The 15,802-nt window shown below is 72.3% G+C and carries 15 protein-coding genes and 1 riboswitch; of the genes, 12 read left to right on the top strand and 3 right to left on the bottom strand.

The genetic code is table 11. From position 1 onward, the window contains the following. Positions 1-277 precede the first annotated feature (277 nt). Together HB370_RS08455 and HB370_RS08450 are read left to right on the top strand one after the other, a co-directional pair. Positions 278-1,066, top strand: a complete 789-nt coding sequence (locus HB370_RS08455) for a carbon-nitrogen hydrolase family protein (RefSeq protein ID WP_030793224.1) — start codon at positions 278-280, stop codon at positions 1,064-1,066. A gap of 86 nt (positions 1,067-1,152) precedes the next feature. Beyond that, positions 1,153-2,850 carry an NAD(P)/FAD-dependent oxidoreductase gene (locus HB370_RS08450; RefSeq protein ID WP_030793226.1) on the top strand — a complete coding sequence of 566 codons (1,698 nt, stop codon included), beginning with the start codon at positions 1,153-1,155 and terminating at the stop codon, positions 2,848-2,850. A gap of 85 nt (positions 2,851-2,935) precedes the next feature. Here the strand turns inward: HB370_RS08450 and HB370_RS08445 are convergent, their stop codons facing one another. The 3 genes from HB370_RS08445 to HB370_RS08435 form a co-directional block, all read right to left on the bottom strand. Further along, positions 2,936-3,634, bottom strand: coding sequence for a DUF5995 family protein (locus HB370_RS08445; RefSeq protein WP_051816164.1), 699 nt, complete (start codon positions 3,632-3,634; stop codon positions 2,936-2,938). Positions 3,635-3,725: 91 nt separating this feature from the next. Continuing rightward, positions 3,726-5,153 carry a solute carrier family 23 protein gene (locus HB370_RS08440; RefSeq protein ID WP_030793229.1) on the bottom strand — a complete coding sequence of 476 codons (1,428 nt, stop codon included), beginning with the start codon at positions 5,151-5,153 and terminating at the stop codon, positions 3,726-3,728. Positions 5,154-5,268: 115 nt separating this feature from the next. Further along, a complete protein-coding gene (locus HB370_RS08435; protein ID WP_030793231.1) occupies positions 5,269-6,483 on the bottom strand; it encodes an MFS transporter in 1,215 nt (404 codons plus the stop codon). Between the two features lie 135 nt (positions 6,484-6,618). Here HB370_RS08435 and HB370_RS08430 point away from each other — a divergent pair, with 135 nt between their 5' ends. The 10 genes from HB370_RS08430 to HB370_RS08385 all read left to right on the top strand — a co-directional run bounded on the left by HB370_RS08430 (position 6,619) and on the right by HB370_RS08385 (position 15,797). After that, on the top strand, positions 6,619-7,941 hold the full coding sequence (locus HB370_RS08430) for an ROK family transcriptional regulator (RefSeq protein WP_030793233.1): 1,323 nt from the start codon (positions 6,619-6,621) through the stop codon (positions 7,939-7,941). A 274-nt stretch (positions 7,942-8,215) separates the two neighbouring features. Next, a riboswitch (FMN riboswitch) is annotated at positions 8,216-8,346 on the top strand. 160 nt (positions 8,347-8,506) lie between these two features. Then, positions 8,507-9,112, top strand: a complete 606-nt coding sequence (locus tag HB370_RS08425) for a riboflavin synthase (protein ID WP_030793241.1) — start codon at positions 8,507-8,509, stop codon at positions 9,110-9,112. Next, positions 9,109-9,750, top strand: a complete 642-nt coding sequence (locus HB370_RS08420; protein WP_030793245.1) for a nicotinamide mononucleotide transporter family protein — start codon at positions 9,109-9,111, stop codon at positions 9,748-9,750. The genes HB370_RS08425 and HB370_RS08420 overlap by 4 nt, the downstream gene beginning before the upstream one ends. Continuing rightward, the gene (locus HB370_RS08415) at positions 9,747-11,036 is read left to right on the top strand and encodes a bifunctional 3,4-dihydroxy-2-butanone-4-phosphate synthase/GTP cyclohydrolase II (RefSeq protein ID WP_030793248.1); all 1,290 of its coding nucleotides are present in this window, start codon (positions 9,747-9,749) and stop codon (positions 11,034-11,036) included. The genes HB370_RS08420 and HB370_RS08415 overlap by 4 nt, the downstream gene beginning before the upstream one ends. 23 nt (positions 11,037-11,059) lie before the next feature. Beyond that, positions 11,060-11,545, top strand: a complete 486-nt coding sequence (gene ribH, locus HB370_RS08410) for a 6,7-dimethyl-8-ribityllumazine synthase (protein WP_030793251.1) — start codon at positions 11,060-11,062, stop codon at positions 11,543-11,545. 34 nt (positions 11,546-11,579) lie between these two features. Next, positions 11,580-11,852 (top strand): phosphoribosyl-ATP diphosphatase, encoded by a 273-nt coding sequence (locus HB370_RS08405; protein ID WP_023552153.1) that lies wholly within the window; start codon positions 11,580-11,582, stop codon positions 11,850-11,852. Positions 11,853-11,904: 52 nt separating this feature from the next. Beyond that, positions 11,905-12,753 carry an ATP phosphoribosyltransferase gene (gene hisG, locus HB370_RS08400; RefSeq protein ID WP_030793255.1) on the top strand — a complete coding sequence of 283 codons (849 nt, stop codon included), beginning with the start codon at positions 11,905-11,907 and terminating at the stop codon, positions 12,751-12,753. A gap of 14 nt (positions 12,754-12,767) precedes the next feature. After that, complete coding sequence (locus HB370_RS08395; RefSeq protein WP_030793258.1) at positions 12,768-13,229, top strand: PH domain-containing protein; 462 nt, start codon at positions 12,768-12,770, stop codon at positions 13,227-13,229. A gap of 163 nt (positions 13,230-13,392) precedes the next feature. Continuing rightward, entirely contained in the window at positions 13,393-14,727 is a 1,335-nt protein-coding gene (locus HB370_RS08390; protein WP_030793261.1) for a hemolysin family protein, read from the top strand. After that, the gene (locus tag HB370_RS08385; RefSeq protein ID WP_030793264.1) at positions 14,724-15,797 is read left to right on the top strand and encodes a hemolysin family protein; all 1,074 of its coding nucleotides are present in this window, start codon (positions 14,724-14,726) and stop codon (positions 15,795-15,797) included. Before HB370_RS08390 ends, HB370_RS08385 begins: the two co-directional genes overlap by 4 nt. Positions 15,798-15,802 lie beyond the last annotated feature (5 nt).

Genomic DNA, 15,802 nt, shown 5'->3' with positions numbered 1-15,802 from the left:
CGGGGCGCCTTGTCGTCGCCGGCTGCGGGCAGCGCCCCTTCAAGGGGCGCGGGGCACTGCGCGAGCAACCCCGCACGGCCCGCACCCGGTGTACGACAAGGCGCCCCGACTGCTTTTCCGGGACACCCACCGGCCCGCGCAACAAATCGCCGCCGAGCCCACTTCCCGCGCAACAAACTCCGCACGCGCGCGCAACGGCTCCTTCTTGTCCGGCCGAGCGCGCCGCCCGTACCGTCTTCCTGACCCCCCAACCCTGTCGTTCCGGTGAGGATCACGCATGCGCACCGCCCTGCTCCAGAGCTCCGGCCGTCCCGGCTCGATCGCCGAGAACCTCAAGGTCCTCGACGAGGCCGCGGGCCGCGCCGCCGCCGCGGGCGCCGGGCTGCTGGCCGCGCCCGAGATGTTCCTCACCGGGTACGCGATCGGCGACGACATCGCCCGCCTCGCCGAGCCCGCCGACGGCGACTCGGCCGACGCGGTCGCCGAGATCGCCACCCGGCACGGCCTGGCCCTCGTCTACGGCTACCCGGAGCGCGACGGCGACACCGTCTTCAACTCCGCCCAGCTGATCTCCGCCGACGGCACCCGGCTCGCCAACTACCGCAAGACCCACCTCTTCGGCTGCTTCGAGCGCGACCACTTCACGCCCGGCGAGCGGCAGGTCGTCCAGGCCGAGCTGAACGGGCTCACCGTGGGCCTGCTGATCTGCTACGACGTCGAGTTCCCGGAGAACGTCCGGGCCCACGCCCTGGCCGGCACCGACCTCCTCGTCGTACCGACCGCGCAGATGCACCCCTTCCAGTTCGTCGCCGAGTCGATGATCCCGGTACGCGCCTTCGAGAACCAGATGTACGTCGCGTACGTCAACCGGGTCGGTCAGGAAGGGGAGTTCGAGTTCATCGGCCTCTCCGTCCTCGCCGGTCCCGACGGCGTCGCCCGCACCCGCGCCGGCCGCGCCGAGCAGCTGGTCGTCGCCGACGCCGACCCCGCCTTCCTGGCCGCCTCCCGGGAGAACAACCCGTACCTGGCGGACCGCCGCCCCGGTCTGTACGGGTCCCTGGTCTGAGCCGCGGACCAGCCGCGAAGGAGGGCCGCGCGCAAGCGGCCGCAGCAGCCTCACCCTGTTCCACCACGCAAGGAGTCCGTACCCCCATGACGTCCACGGTGCCCAACGCCGTCGAGCACACCGACGAGCAGCAGCCGCCGATCACCATGTTCGGCCCGGACTTCCCCTACGCCTACGACGACTTCCTCGCCCACCCGGCGGGCCTCGGCCAGGTCCCGGCGACCGAGCACGGCACCGAGGTCGCGGTCATCGGCGGCGGCCTGTCCGGCATCGTCGCCGCCTACGAGCTGATGAAGATGGGCCTCAAGCCCGTCGTCTACGAGGCCGACCAGATCGGCGGCCGGCTCCGCACGGTCGGCTTCGACGGCTGCGACGACTCGCTGACCGCCGAGATGGGCGCCATGCGCTTCCCGCCGTCCTCCACCGCCCTCCAGCACTACATCGACCTGGTCGGCCTGGAGACCAGGCCCTTCCCGAACCCGCTGGCCGAGGCCACCCCGTCGACCGTGGTCGACCTCAAGGGCGAGTCGCACTACGCCGTCACCATCGACGACCTGCCCCAGGTGTACCGGGACGTCGCCGAGGCATGGAACAAGTGCCTGGAAGAGGGCGCCGACTTCTCCGACATGAACCGCGCGATGCGCGAGCGGGACGTGCCGCGCATCCGGGAGATCTGGGCGAAGCTGGTCGAGAAGCTCGACAACCAGACCTTCTACGGCTTCCTGTGCGACTCCGAGGCGTTCAAGTCCTTCCGGCACCGGGAGATCTTCGGCCAGGTCGGCTTCGGCACCGGCGGCTGGGACACCGACTTCCCGAACTCCATCCTGGAGATCCTGCGCGTCGTCTACACCGAGGCCGACGACCACCACCGCGGCATCGTCGGCGGCTCCCAGCAGCTGCCGCTGCGCCTGTGGGAGCGGGAGCCGGAGAAGATCGTGCACTGGCCGCACGGCACCTCGCTGAAGTCCCTGCACCCGGGCGGCGAGCCGAAGCCGGCGGTGACCCGGCTGCACCGCACCGCGGGCAACCGGATCACGGTGACGGACGCGAACGGCGACATCCGCACCTACCGGGCGGCGATCTTCACCGCCCAGTCCTGGATGCTGCTCTCCAAGATCGCCTGTGACGACTCGCTCTTCCCGATCGACCACTGGACCGCGATCGAGCGCACCCACTACATGGAGTCCAGCAAGCTCTTCGTGCCCGTCGACCGGCCGTTCTGGCTGGACAAGGACGAGGAGACCGGCCGGGACGTCATGTCGATGACGCTCACCGACCGCATGACCCGCGGCACCTACCTGCTCGACAACGGCCCCGACCGGCCCGCCGTGATCTGCCTGTCGTACACCTGGTGCGACGACAGCCTGAAGTGGCTGCCGCTGTCCGCGAACGAGCGGATGGAGGTCATGCTGAAGTCGCTCGGCGAGATCTACCCGAAGGTCGACATCCGCAAGCACATCATCGGCAACCCGGTCACGGTCTCCTGGGAGAACGAGCCCTACTTCATGGGCGCGTTCAAGGCCAACCTGCCCGGCCACTACCGCTACCAGCGGCGCCTGTTCACCCACTTCATGCAGGACCGGCTGCCCGAGGACAAGCGGGGCATCTTCCTCGCCGGCGACGACATCTCCTGGACGGCCGGCTGGGCCGAGGGCGCCGTGCAGACCGCGCTGAACGCGGTGTGGGGCGTGATGCACCACTTCGGCGGCACGACCGACCCGTCGAACCCGGGCCCGGGTGACGTCTACGACGAGATCGCCCCGGTGGAGCTTCCCGAGGACTGACCCGGGAGACGGACTAAGGCGCGGGCGGCCGGACCGGGATTCCGGCCGCCCGCGCCTTCGCCAACCCTCGGCCCCGCGGGCCCGCTCAGTGGGGCAGCGGGGTCAGCAGCATCCGGCCCGCGAATCCCACCGCCGCGTCCAGCCGCTCGGTGAACTCCTCGGCGATCTGCGCGCAGTGCCGCAGTGCCCACAGGGCGCGGGCCGCCGCCCAGGCCGCGTCCCGGGCCCGCTCCAGGCTCCACGAGCCCAGCAGGTGGGTGAGCGGGTCGGCGAGCTGGAGCAGGTCCGGGCCCGGCATCAGCTCCTCGCGGACGCGTTCCTCCAGCGCCACGAGCAGCTCGCCCACCCGGTCGAACTCGTCCTCCAGATCGGCCGGTTCACAGCCGAGCGCCCGGCAGGTGTCGACCACGGCCAGGGCCAGGTCGTGCCCGATGTGCGCGTTGACGCCGGACAGGGCGAACTGCAACGGCCGTACCCCGGGGTGGCGGCGGAGCTGGAACAGGGGCCGCCAGCAGGCGGGCGGGCGGCGGTCCCCGTCGGCCGCGTCGACCGCCGCCAGATAGCGCTCCGCGAACCGCACGTCCAGGGTGCTCGCCGCCCGCGGATCCGGGAACGCGCCCGCGGTCAGCCGCCGGCCGACCTCCTCGGTCACGGTGAGGTAGACGCGGTTGAACACGGCGACGCCGTCCCGCGCGGGCAGGACCGCGTCCAGCGCGCGCATCCGCGCCACGACGGCGTCGACGAGGGTGGGGGGTGCCGCGGGCCGCGCCAGGGGGGAAGCCATGGCGGAAGCGTCCCAGCCCGGTGCCGGCCGGCGTGCCGACCGGCCCGGTGCTTCCCCGGAACGGGGGAACGGCGGAACGCGGGAGCGCAGGCTAGGACTTGGCGTGCGGTGCCCGAGTGCCGGCCGGGGAGCCGTTCTCCGCCTCCGCCTCCGTGTCGTACGTCGACGTGCCCTCGTCCAGCAGCGGCTCCTGTGTCTTCAGGTGGGGCGGGGCGAACGCGCGCAGGGCGTGGTAGCCGGTGATGACGACCAGGGTGCCGAGGGCGATGCCGCTGAGCGAGAAGGTGTCGGTGAACTTCATGGAGACGTTGCCGACGCCGATGATGATGCCCGCGGCGGCCGGGACCAGGTTCAGCGGGTTGCGCAGGTCCACCTTGGCGTTGATCCAGATCTGGGCGCCGAGCAGGCCGATCATGCCGTAGAGGATGACGGTGATGCCGCCGAGCACACCGCCCGGGATGGCCGCCACGACCGCGCCGAACTTCGGGCACACGCCGAAGAGCAGCGCGAAGCCGGCGGCGGCCCAGTAGGCGGCGGTGGAGTAGACACGGGTCGCGGCCATCACGCCGATGTTCTCGGAGTAGGTGGTGTTCGGCGGGCCGCCGACGGCGGTGGAGAGCACCGAGGCGACACCGTCGGCGGAGATCGCCGTGCCGAGCTTGTCGTCCAGCGGATCGCCGGTCATCTCGCCGACCGCCTTGACGTGGCCCGCGTTCTCCGCGACCAGGGCGATGACCACGGGCAGGGCGACCAGGACGGCCGACCACTGGAAGGACGGCCCGTGCAGGTGGGGCAGCCCGATCCAGTCGGCGTGCGAGACCGCGGACAGGTCCAGGCGCCAGTGGTCGGTGACCTTGCCACTCGGGCTCACGGAGTGGATCTTGCCGAAGATCCGGTCGAAGGCCCAGGAGATGCCGTAGCCGAAGACCAGGCCCAGGAAGATGGCGATGCGCGACCAGAAACCGCGCAGGCAGACGACGGCCAGTCCGGTGAAGAGCATCACCAGCAGGGCGGTCCACTGGTCCTGCGGCCAGTAGGTGGACGCGGTCACCGGGGCCAGGTTGAAGCCGATCAGCATGACGACGGCACCGGTCACGATCGGCGGCATGGCGGCGTGGATGATCCGCGCGCCGAACCGCTGCACGGCCAGGCCCACCAGGAACAGCACCGCGCCGACGACGAGCACCGCGCCGGTCACGGTCGCGCTGGTGCCGCCCTGGGCGCGGATGACGGCGGCCACGCCCACGAACGACAGGGAGCAGCCGAGGTAGCTCGGCACCCGGCCGCGGGTGGCGAGCAGGAAGATCACGGTCGCCACGCCCGACATCATGATCGCCAGGTTCGGGTCCAGGCCCATGAGCACGGGGGCGACGAAGGAGGCGCCGAACATCGCGACCACGTGCTGGGCGCCGAGGCCCACGGTGCGGGGCCAGGACAGCCGTTCGTCGGGGCGTACCACCGCTCCGGGAGCGGGCGTGCGCCCGTCACCGTGCAGTTTCCAGCGCACGCCGAGGTCCATGGTGGGGTTTCGCTTTCTTACGTACATGAGGACGGTCCGAACCATTGTGCGGGTAAGCGGCGGTTCTCCGCCCATGCGGTCGGGTATGTGAACCGAGTTCACATACCCGATTGCCTCAGGGGTGCGGGCCGGACACCGCCGAGCTGCGCGGGTCCGCCTCCGCTCCCTCCCCGCGTTCGGCGGCGCGCAGGACGCCCGCGAACAGGGCGAGCCCGCAGGCCAGCGCCGTCACCACGCAGAACGACACCATCAGGCTGGTCGCCTGGGCCACCCCGCCGATCAGGCTCGGCGCGATCAGCCCGGAGGTGTAGGTGACGGTCGCCACGCCCGCGATGGCCTGGCTCGGGTTGGGGCCGGCGTGTCCGGCGGCCGCGAAGCACAGCGGGACGACCACCGCGATGCCGAGCCCCATCAGCGCGAACCCGGTCATCGCGGCCGCCGGGTGCCGCGCGAGCACGATCAGCAGCCCGCCGAGCACGGCCAGCACCCCGCCGGCCCGCACGGTACGGACCGCGCCGAAGCGGTTCACCACCGCGTCCCCGGCGATCCGGGCCACGGCCATGGTCAGCATGGAGCCGGTCGTGGCGGACGCCGCCAGGCCGGCCGAGCTGTCCAGCCGGTCCTTCAGGAACACCGCCGACCAGTCCAGGGTCGCGCCCTCGGCGAACACCGCGCAGAACCCGACCGCGCCGATCAGCAGGGCCGAGCGCGGCGGCAGCGCGAACCGCGGCGGCGGCTCCTCGTCCTCGGCGGGCTGGACGTCCAGCACCCAGGCGCAGACCGTGCAGCCGAGCACGGTGAGGACGGCCGAGGCCAGCGCGAAGTGCACCCGTGCGTCCGCCCCGAGGTGCGCGGCCAGGGTGCCGGCCGCCGAGCCGGTCAGGGCGCCCGCGCTCCACATGCCGTGCAGCCCGGACATCACCGACTTGCCGAGCAGCCGCTCGACCTCCACGCCGAGCGCGTTCATCGCGACGTCGGCCATGCCCGAGGAGGCGCCGTAGGCGAACAGCGCCAGGCACAGCGTGACCAGGTTGGGCGCGAGGGACGGCAGCACCAGGGCCAGCGTCCACATCGCCAGCAGCCCGCGCAGGGCCGCACGGCTGCCGAACCGGTGGGTGACCCGGCCCGCCAGCGGCATCGCGCACGCCGCGCCGAACGCGGTGAAGGCCAGCGCGAACCCCAGCTGGCCGGCGCTCAGCCCGGCGTGCTCCCGGATCCAGGGCACCCGTGTGGCGAACGACCCGGTCACGGAGCCGTGCACGGCGAACACGGCCGCCACGGCGTACCGTGCGCGCCGGACCTCCTCGCGTGCGGGGCTCATGTCACCCATGTTCCTGTCCCTCCCCGGCCGACCCTCGCGGCAACCCGGCGCGTAAATTATCAGGAACCCTGCCTGATAGATAGGGCGGCGGCCGTGCGAGGTGCACGGCCGTCCGGTCCGCAGCGATCTGGGAGGATTCCCGACATGCCCGCATCACCCAGCACCGCCCGGGCCCTCAACGACCGGCTGGCCCTGCGGCTGTTGCAGCAGGAAGGCCCGCTGACGGCGGGGCAGCTGAAGCAGCTGACCGGCCTGTCCCGGCCGACCGTCGCCGACCTGGTGGACCGGCTCACGGCCGCCGGTCTGATCACGGTGGTCGGCGAGTCCGGCGAGCAGCGCCGGGGCCCCAACGCCCGGCTCTACGGCATCGTCGCCGGCCGCGCCCACCTCGCCGCGCTCGACGTGCGCACCGAAGGCGTCCTCGTCCTGGTCTCCGACCTGCTCGGGCGGGTGCTCGCCGAGGCGTCCGCGCCGATCGGCGGGGACACCGGGACCGGGCCCGCCGTGGAGCAGGCGGTGGCCGCGGTGGAGCGGGCCGTGAAGGAGGGCGGCGCGGACCGGCTGCACACGGTCGGCATCGGGGCGCCGGGCCTGATCGACCCGGCCACCGGCGACCTCAGGGACTCCGCCGGGCTGCCCGCCTGGCACCGCAGCCTGGTCGCCGCCCTCCAGGACCGGCTGCCCGGCGCCCGGGTGACCGTCGAGAACGAGACGAACCTGGCCGCCCTGGCCGAGCAGCGCGAGGGCGCCGCCCGCGACCGGGACACCTTCGTCCTGCTCTGGCTGGGGCACGGTGTCGGCGCCGCCGTCGTCCTGGACGGCAGCCTGCGCCGCGGTGCCTCCGGCGGCACCGGCGAGATCGGCTTCCTGCCGGTCCCGGGCACGAGCACGCTGCCCTCGGCGACCGACTGCGGCGGCGGCTTCCACTCGCTGACCGGGGCGGCGGCGGTCGTGTCGCTGGCCGCCGAGTACGGACTGCCGGCGTCCGAGACGGTGGATCTGCCGACGTCCGAGATGGGGGGTCTGCCGGCGTCCGAGACGGTGGATCTGCCGGTGGACGGGCCGGTGAATGTGCCGGTGGACGGGTCGGCGGACGCGGCGGGCGCGGTACGGGCGGTGCGCGGGGCGGCGGACGAGCCGGAGGCGGCGCGCGTGGTGCGCGGGGCGGTGGCGCGGGCGTCCGCGGCCGACGAGCGCTTCCTGCGCGCCCTGGCCGACCGGATCGCCGTCGGCGCGGCCTCGGTGGTGGCCGTCCTGGACCCCGGCTGCGTGGTGCTCGGCGGGGAGGTCGGCCGGGCCGGGGGAGCGGTGCTCGCCGGGCTGGTGGGGGAGCGGCTGCGCCGGATGTCGCCGCTGCCCACGGAGGTGCGGGCGAGCGGCCTCGGCGGGACGGCCGTGCTGCGCGGGGCGCTGCTCACCGCGCGGGAACGGGCGCAGGACGAGCTGTTCGGGCCGCCGGAGCGCTAGCCGGCCCCGCCTGGCCGGCCCCCTTGGCGACCCCGGCTTGGCGGCCCGGCGGCGGGCAAGGGCCGTCGTCACCGCCGCCGAGCCCGACCGCACCTTAAGAGGACTAGACCAGTAGGGTCAATGGTCCGGACCAACCTCAATCCGCTTGGGCCGACGATCAGTTGCCCTCGGCGGTCGCGTGGCGCGAAAGCACCGGTACGTACTGTGAGCGAGGCCACACGGCCCACCCGTATGGACGCGTGGCGGGCGTGGCACACTGGGCCTGTACCAGAAGCAGCGCACTCCGGGGTCGGTGAAAGTCCGAACCGGCGGTTACAGTCCGCGACCCGGTCGCTTCCAGCGGCCGGTTGACCAGGTGAAATTCCTGGACCGACGGTTAAAGTCCGGATGGGAGGCAGTGCGCGGCGGGCGGGCACGCGTGTATCCGTGTGCGCGCCGCCGTATCGAGGCTCGTCCGCGTGGACGCGTCCGTTCGGCGACGCCTCTCGGTGTGTGCTCACCCGTGGATTCTGTCGTCATCGACAGCCCCGGAGTCCGTGCCCGAAGAGGCAGGAGGACCCGGGAAGTGTTCACCGGAATCGTCGAAGAGCTGGGTGAGGTCACCGCCGTCGAGAACCTCGGCGACGCCTCCCGCTTCCGGCTGCGCGGCCCCGTCGTGACCGAGGGCGCCCGGCACGGCGACTCCATCGCCGTGAACGGGGTCTGTCTCACCGTCGTCGAGCACGAGGGTGACGAGTTCACCGCCGACGTCATGGCCGAGACCCTGAAGCGCTCCAGCCTGGGCGCGCTCACCGTCGGCTCCCGCGTGAACCTGGAGCGCCCCACCGCCGTCGGCGCCCGCCTCGGCGGACACATCGTGCAGGGACACGTCGACGGCACCGGCGAGATCCTGGCCCGCACGCCCTCCGAGCACTGGGAGATCGTGAAGATCTCCCTCCCCGCGGACCTCTCCCGCTACGTCGTGGAGAAGGGCTCCATCACGGTCGACGGCATCAGCCTGACCGTCGTGGAGGCGGCCGCGGACCACTTCACGGTCAGCCTCATCCCGACCACCCTCGCCCTGACCACGCTCGGCGTGAAGCAGCCCGGCGACCCGGTCAACCTCGAAGTGGACGTCATCGCCAAGTACGTGGAGCGGCTGCTCGCGGCCGGGCAGGGGGCCGGCCGGTGAACTGGCTGAACTCCGAGGCGTTCACCCTCTTCGGCCAGCACATCATCTGGTCGGACATGACCGGCAACATCCTGGGCCTGATCACCCTCGCCCTCGGCTGGCGCCGCTCCCTGTGGACCTGGCCCGTGCAGTTCCTGTCCGGCCTCGTCCTGTTCGCCGCCTTCTACGGCCATCTGACCGGCAGCGCCGGCAAGCAGGTCGTCGTCATGGCCGTCGCGCTGTACGGCTGGTGGCAGTGGCGGCGCACCCGGAACCGGTCCGGCGACGGCCAGATCACCCCCCGGTTCGCCTCCTGGCGCGAGCGGGCGGCCATGATCGCCGCCGCCGGCGCCGGCACGGTCGCCGTCGCCCTGCTGTTCCAGGCCTACCCGTCCCTGTCCTGGGACCCCTGGCCCGACGCCTACATCTTCGTCGGCACCATCGTCGCGATGTACGCCCAGGCCAAGGGCATGGTCGAGTTCTGGATCGCCTGGCTGCTCGTCGACCTGGTCGGCGTCCCCCTGAACTTCGCCAACGGCTACGCCTTCTCCGGTTTCGTCTACGTCATCTACGGCGCACTCGTCCTGTGGGGCATGCGCGACTGGTGGCTGCGCTCCCGCAAGGCGGCACGGCCCACACTGGAAGGAGCGCCGGCATGACCTCGGCACCCGTCCTCCACGACACCCACGATTTCGACCACCTCGCGCTCGACCCGGTCGAGCAGGCCATCGCCGACATCGCCGCCGGGCGCCCGATCATCGTCGTCGACGACGAGAACCGGGAGAACGAGGGCGACCTCGTGGTGGCCGCCGAGAAGATCACCCCCGAGATCGTCGCCTTCATGATGAGCGAGTGCCGGGGACTGATCTGCGCTCCCATGGAGAGCGAGGAACTGGACCGGCTGCGGCTGCCGCAGATGGTCGAGGACAACACCGAGTCGATGAAAACCGCGTTCACCGTCTCCGTGGACGCCACCGCCGTCCACGGCGTGAGCACCGGCATCTCGGCCGCCGACCGCGCCACCACGCTCCGGCTGCTCGCGAGCGGCACGGCCGAACACACCGACTTCGTCCGCCCCGGCCATGTCTTCCCGCTGCGCGCCAGGGCCGGCGGCGTCCTCGCCCGCAACGGCCACACCGAGGCCGCCGTCGACCTCGCCCGGCTCGCGGGCCTGCGCCCGGCCGGCGCCATCGTGGAGATCGCCGGCGAGGACGGCCGGATGCTCCGCCTGCCCGAACTGATCCCGTTCGCCCGCAAGCACGGCCTGACGATCATCTCCATCGAGGACCTGGTCGCCTACCGCCGCAGCAGTGAGCCCACCGTCCGCCGCGAGGCCGCCACCCGCCTGCCCACCCGGCACGGCACCTTCACCGCCTACGGCTACCGGTCCACCGTCGACGGCGTCGAGCACGTCGCCCTCGTCCACGGCGACCTCGGCGACGGCCGGGACGTCCTGGTCCGGGTCCATTCCGAATGCCTCACCGGCGACGTCTTCGGCTCCCTGCGCTGCGACTGCGGGCCCCAGCTGGACACCGCGCTCGGCCGCATCCAGGAGGAGGGCCGCGGAGTCGTCGTCTACCTGCGCGGACACGAGGGACGCGGCATCGGCCTGCTGTCCAAGCTGCGCGCCTACGAACTCCAGGAGCAGGGCCACGACACCCTGGACGCCAACCTGGAGCTCGGCCTGCCCGCCGACGCCCGCGACTACGGCGCCGGCGCCCGGATCCTCGCCGACCTCGGCGTGCGCGAGGTCCGGCTGATGACCAACAACCCCGACAAGACCGACGCCCTCAGGCGCCACGGCATCGAGGTCACCGGCCGGGAGCCGATGCCCGTCCAGGCCGGTGAGCACAACCTCCGCTACCTGCGCACCAAGCGGGACCGGATGGGGCACGACCTGCCCTGGCTCGACACGCCCGCCGTGTCGGCCTGCGGCAACCAGTAAGCGAAAGAGCACGGAGGTAAGAAGTGAGCGGCAAGGGCGCACCGGACGTGTCCGTACGCAAGGTGGACGACCTCAGGGTCGCCGTGATCGCGGCGCAGTGGCACGAGAAGGTGATGGACGGCCTGGTGGACGGCGCCCTGCGCGCCCTGCGCGACCTGGGCATCGACGAGCCGACCCTGATCCGGGTCCCCGGCAGCTTCGAGCTGCCGGTCGCCGCCAAGGTCCTCGCGGGCCGGGGCTACGACGCGATCGTCGCCCTCGGCGTCGTCATCCGCGGCGGCACCCCGCACTTCGACTACGTGTGCCAGGGCGTCACCCAGGGCCTCACCCAGGTCTCCGTCGACACCGGTGTCCCCGTCGGCTTCGGCGTGCTCACCTGCGACACCGAGGAGCAGGCCCTGGACCGGGCCGGCCTGGAGGGCTCCAGCGAGGACAAGGGCCACGAGGCGGTGACGGCGGCCGTGGCGACGGCGGCCACGCTCCGCTCAGTATCCGAACCCTGGCACTAGAGCGGGCGGCACAACGGCTAGGGTGGGGCTCACCATGTCCAAGAAGACGTTCGAGGAGCTGTTCACCGAGCTCCAGCAGAAGGCCGCCCACGGCGATCCCGCCACCTCCCGCACCGCGGAACTGGTCGGGAAGGGCGTCCATGCCATCGGCAAGAAGGTCGTCGAGGAGGCCGCCGAGGTCTGGATGGCCGCCGAGTACGAGGGCAAGGAGGCGGCGGCCGAGGAGATCTCGCAGCTGCTGTACCACGTCCAGGTGATGATGGTCGCCCGCGGGATCTCCCTGGACGACGTCTACGCCCACCTGTAAGCCGTAGCCCGCACCCCCATCCCGTAGAGAACGAACGAAGGAAGCCGACCTCATGCTGCGCATCGCCGTCCCCAACAAGGGTTCACTGTCCGGCCCTGCGGCGGAGATGCTGCATGAGGCCGGCTACCAGCAGCGCCGCGAGTCCAAGGAACTGCGCATCGTCGACCCGGAGAACGAGGTCGAGTTCTTCTACCTCCGCCCCCGCGACATCGCGATCTACGTCTCCTCCGGCCGCCTCGACATCGGCATCACCGGCCGTGACCTGCTGATCGACTCCGGGGCCGACGCCGAGGAGATCCTGCCGCTCGGCTTCGCCCGCTCCACCTTCCGCTTCGCCGCCAAGCCCGGCACCGCGCACGGCATCGAGGACCTCAAGGGCCGCACGGTCGCCACCTCCTACGAGGGGATCGTCGCCAAGCACCTCGCGGACAGCGGCATCGACGCCTCCGTGGTGCACCTGGACGGCGCCGTGGAGACCGCCATCGAACTTGGTGTCGCCGAGGTCATCGCCGACGTCGTGGAGACCGGCACCAGCCTGCGCAACGCGGGCCTGGAGGTCTTCGGCGAGCCGATCATGAAGTCCGAGGCCATCGTCGTGCGCCGCACCGGCGCCGACGCCGAGGAACCCAAGGTCCAGCAGTTCCTGCGCCGCCTCCAGGGCGTCCTGGTGGCCCGGACGTACGTGATGATGGACTACGACTGCCGGGTGGAGCAGCTGGAGAAGGCCGTGGCGCTCACCCCCGGCCTGGAGTCGCCGACCGTCTCCCCGCTGCACAACGAGGGCTGGGTCGCCGTCCGCGCCATGGTCCCCGCCAAGGAGGCCCAGCGGATCATGGACGACCTCTACGGCATCGGCGCCCGCGCCATCCTGACCACGGCCATCCACGCCTGCCGCCTCTGAGGGGTACGCCCGAGATGTCCGACCTGCCCGCCCTGCCCGTCACCTTCCGGCCCGGCCGCACCCGGGCGATCCTGCTCACCGCCGGAGTCCTGATCTTCGTGGTGATCTCCGGGATCGCGCTGCTGCTGGACAATCTCGGCCCGGGCTCCCGGCTCAGCTTCATCGTCACCGGCGCGCTCTGCCTCTGGGTGCTCGCCCAGCTGGCCCGGGTGAGAGTGGTCGCCGACGAGTCCGGCGTCACCGTCGTCAACATCGCGAGCAAGCGGCGCCTGGCCTGGGCGGAGATCCTCCGGGTGAACCTCCGGCCGGGTGACCCCTGGGTCTTCCTCGACCTCAGCGACGGCACCAGCCTGCCCGCGCTCGGCATCCAGCCCGGCATCGCAAAGCAGCAGGCCATCGCCGACGCCCGGACCCTGAGGGAACTCGCCGAGGCCCGCTCCGGCTCGCCCGCCCTGCCGCACCAGCCCAGATCTTGATTAATCTGGTGGGCGGAGGCGTCCCGCTGCGCCTCCGCCCCTGCGTGCCACCCGGTGCACAGGGGTTCCTGCTACCCGAGGAGTGACCTACTCCGGCGATGGACGGATCGTCCTGTAGTACCCGCGCCACCCCTGCCCGACATAGCGGCAAGGCGGTGGCAGCGTGACCATCCCCCTGCTGTTGCTCGCCGCGGCCTTCCTGCTGATCCTCGCCAACGGATTCTTCGTGGCGGCCGAGTTCGGCCTCGTGACGGTCGAACGCCCGGACGCCGAGAAGGCCGCCGCCGACGGTGACCCGCGCGCCCGCACGGTCGTGGAGTCGCTGAAGGAGCTGTCCTTCCAGCTCTCCGGCACCCAGCTCGGCATCACCATCACCTCCCTGGTCGTCGGCATGCTCGCCGAGCCCGCGCTGGCCGAGCTGCTGCGCGGCCCGTTCACGGCGCTCGGCGTCCCCGAGGGGGCCGCGGCCGGCGTCGCGGTGGTCGTCGGCATGCTGCTGGCCTCCGCGATCCAGATGGTGATCGGCGAACTCGTGCCCAAGAACTGGGCGGTGTCCCGGCCGCTGCAGGTGGCCCGCTTCGTGGCCGGCCCGCAGCACCGCTTCGCCCTCCTGTTCCGCCCGGTGATCTCCGCGCTGAACACGGTCGCCAACCGGCTGGTCCGCGCCCTCGGCGTGGAACCCGCCGAGGAGCTGGCCTCCGCCCGCACCCCCGGCGAGCTCGTCTCCCTGGCCCGGCACTCCGCCCTGGCCGGCGCCCTGGAGCAGGACACGGCCGACCTGTTCGTGCGCACCCTGTCCCTGGGCGAGCTGACCGCACAGCACGTGATGACCCCGCGGGTGAAGGTGAGCGCGTTGCAGGACTCGGCCACCGCCGAGGACGTGGTCAACCTCACCCGGGCCACCGGGCTGTCCCGCTTCCCCGTCTACCGGGAGAAGATCGACGAGATCGTGGGCATGGCCCACCTGAAGGACGCGCTGGCCGTCCCGGCCCACGACCGGCTGCGCACCCCGGTCGGCCGGATCGCCCGCAAGGCGCTCCTCGTCCCCGAGACCCTGCCCGTGCAGCCCCTGCTCGCCCGGCTGCGCAGCGAGCAGCCCATCGCGGTCGTCGTGGACGAGTACGGCGGCACGGCCGGCGTGGTCACCCTGGAGGACATCGTCGAGGAACTGGTCGGCGAGGTCCGTGACGAGCACGACGCCAAGGACATGCCCGAGCTGGCCCCCGCCCCGCCCGAGGACGGCAGGCCCGCCTGGGACGTGGACGGCGGCTGCCGCGTCGACATCCTGACGCGCATAGGACTGGAGGTGCCCGAGGGGCCGTACGAGACCGTGGCCGGACTGGTCGCCGATCTGCTCGGCCGGATCCCGGCCCCCGGCGACCGGGCCGAACTGCCCGGCTGGCGCCTCTCGGTCCGCCAGGTCGGCCACTATCGCGCCGAACGGGTCCGCCTGGTCAGGACGGCCCCCGTGGCCAGCGTGCCGGAGGCCGCCCGATGAGCCTCCTGCAACTGGTCTTCGCGGCGCTGCTCGTGCTCGCCAACGGCTTCTTCGTCGGCGCCGAGTTCGCGCTCGTCTCCGTCCGCCGCAGCCAGATCGAACCGCTCGGCACCGCCCGCGCCCGCCAGGTGCTCCACGGCCTGGAACGGCTGCCGCAGATGATGGCCGCCGCCCAGTTCGGCATCACCGTCTGCTCCCTGACTCTCGGCGCGGTCGCCGAGCCGACGGTGGCGCACCTGCTGGAGCCGCTGTTCGAGGGGATCCATCTGCCGCACGGCATGATCCATCCGCTCGGCTATGTCATCGCGCTGGCCGCGGTGGTCTTCTTCCACCTGGTCATCGGCGAGATGGTGCCGAAGAACCTGGCCATGGCGGCGCCCGAGAAGGCGGCGCTCTGGCTCAGCCCCGGCCTGGTCTGGTTCGCCCGGCTGTGCAAGCCGGTCACCGTGGCCCTCGGCGCCTGCGCCCAGGGCATCCTGCGGCTGTTCCGGGTCGAGCCGAAGGACGAGGTGGCGGCGGTCGTCACCACCGAGCAGCTCAACCGCCTGCTGGAGGACTCCGGCGAGGCCGGTCTGCTCGGCCCCGAGGAGCGCGAGCGGCTGGAGGACGCCCTGGAACTGGGCTCCCGCCCGGTGACGGACGTCCTGCTGCGCCGCGAGTCCCTGGTCATCGTGGACCCGTCGGTCACCCCGGGGGACATCGTGGAGCTGACCGCCCGCACGGGCTACTCCCGCTTCCCGGTCGCCGCGGCCGGCAAGGGCCCCTTCATGGGGTACGTGCACGTCAAGGACGTCCTCGACCTGGAGGACTCCGACCGGGCCGTCCCCCAGCAGGTCTGGCGGCCCATGGCCACGCTCCGCGCCGAGCTGCCGCTGGACGACGCCCTCACCGTCATGCGCCGGGCGGCCACGCATCTGGCCCAGGTCGCCGACGCGACCGGCAAGGTGCTGGGCCTGGTGGCCCTGGAGGACGTACTGGAGATGCTGGTGGGCGAGGTCCGGGACCCGGCGCACCGGGAGATGCCGGAACCCAGGGCCAGCGGGGAGCCGGAGGAGGCGCTCGCCGGATAGCCCCG

It is taken from the genome of Streptomyces sp. DSM 40868 (assembly GCF_011820545.1).
Classification (GTDB): Bacteria; Actinomycetota; Actinomycetes; order Streptomycetales; family Streptomycetaceae; genus Streptomyces; species Streptomyces eurythermus.
The sequence above is the reverse complement of the archived record's forward strand: the minus strand, read 5'-3'. Positions and strand labels throughout refer to the sequence as shown.

Excerpts from the sequence above, each read along its gene's own strand:
- HB370_RS08455 (WP_030793224.1), top strand. The coding sequence starts at position 278 with ATGCGCACCGCCCTGCTCCAGAGCTCCGGCCGTCCCGGCTCGATCGCC.
- HB370_RS08450 (WP_030793226.1), top strand. The coding sequence starts at position 1,153 with ATGACGTCCACGGTGCCCAACGCCGTCGAGCACACCGACGAGCAGCAG.
- HB370_RS08445 (WP_051816164.1), bottom strand. The coding sequence starts at position 3,634 with ATGGCTTCCCCCCTGGCGCGGCCCGCGGCACCCCCCACCCTCGTCGAC.
- HB370_RS08440 (WP_030793229.1), bottom strand. The coding sequence starts at position 5,153 with ATGGACCTCGGCGTGCGCTGGAAACTGCACGGTGACGGGCGCACGCCC.
- HB370_RS08435 (WP_030793231.1), bottom strand. The coding sequence starts at position 6,483 with ATGGGTGACATGAGCCCCGCACGCGAGGAGGTCCGGCGCGCACGGTAC.
- HB370_RS08430 (WP_030793233.1), top strand. The coding sequence starts at position 6,619 with ATGCCCGCATCACCCAGCACCGCCCGGGCCCTCAACGACCGGCTGGCC.
- HB370_RS08415 (WP_030793248.1), top strand. The coding sequence starts at position 9,747 with ATGACCTCGGCACCCGTCCTCCACGACACCCACGATTTCGACCACCTC.
- HB370_RS08405 (WP_023552153.1), top strand. The coding sequence starts at position 11,580 with ATGTCCAAGAAGACGTTCGAGGAGCTGTTCACCGAGCTCCAGCAGAAG.
- hisG (WP_030793255.1), top strand. The coding sequence starts at position 11,905 with ATGCTGCGCATCGCCGTCCCCAACAAGGGTTCACTGTCCGGCCCTGCG.
- HB370_RS08395 (WP_030793258.1), top strand. The coding sequence starts at position 12,768 with ATGTCCGACCTGCCCGCCCTGCCCGTCACCTTCCGGCCCGGCCGCACC.
- HB370_RS08385 (WP_030793264.1), top strand. The coding sequence starts at position 14,724 with ATGAGCCTCCTGCAACTGGTCTTCGCGGCGCTGCTCGTGCTCGCCAAC.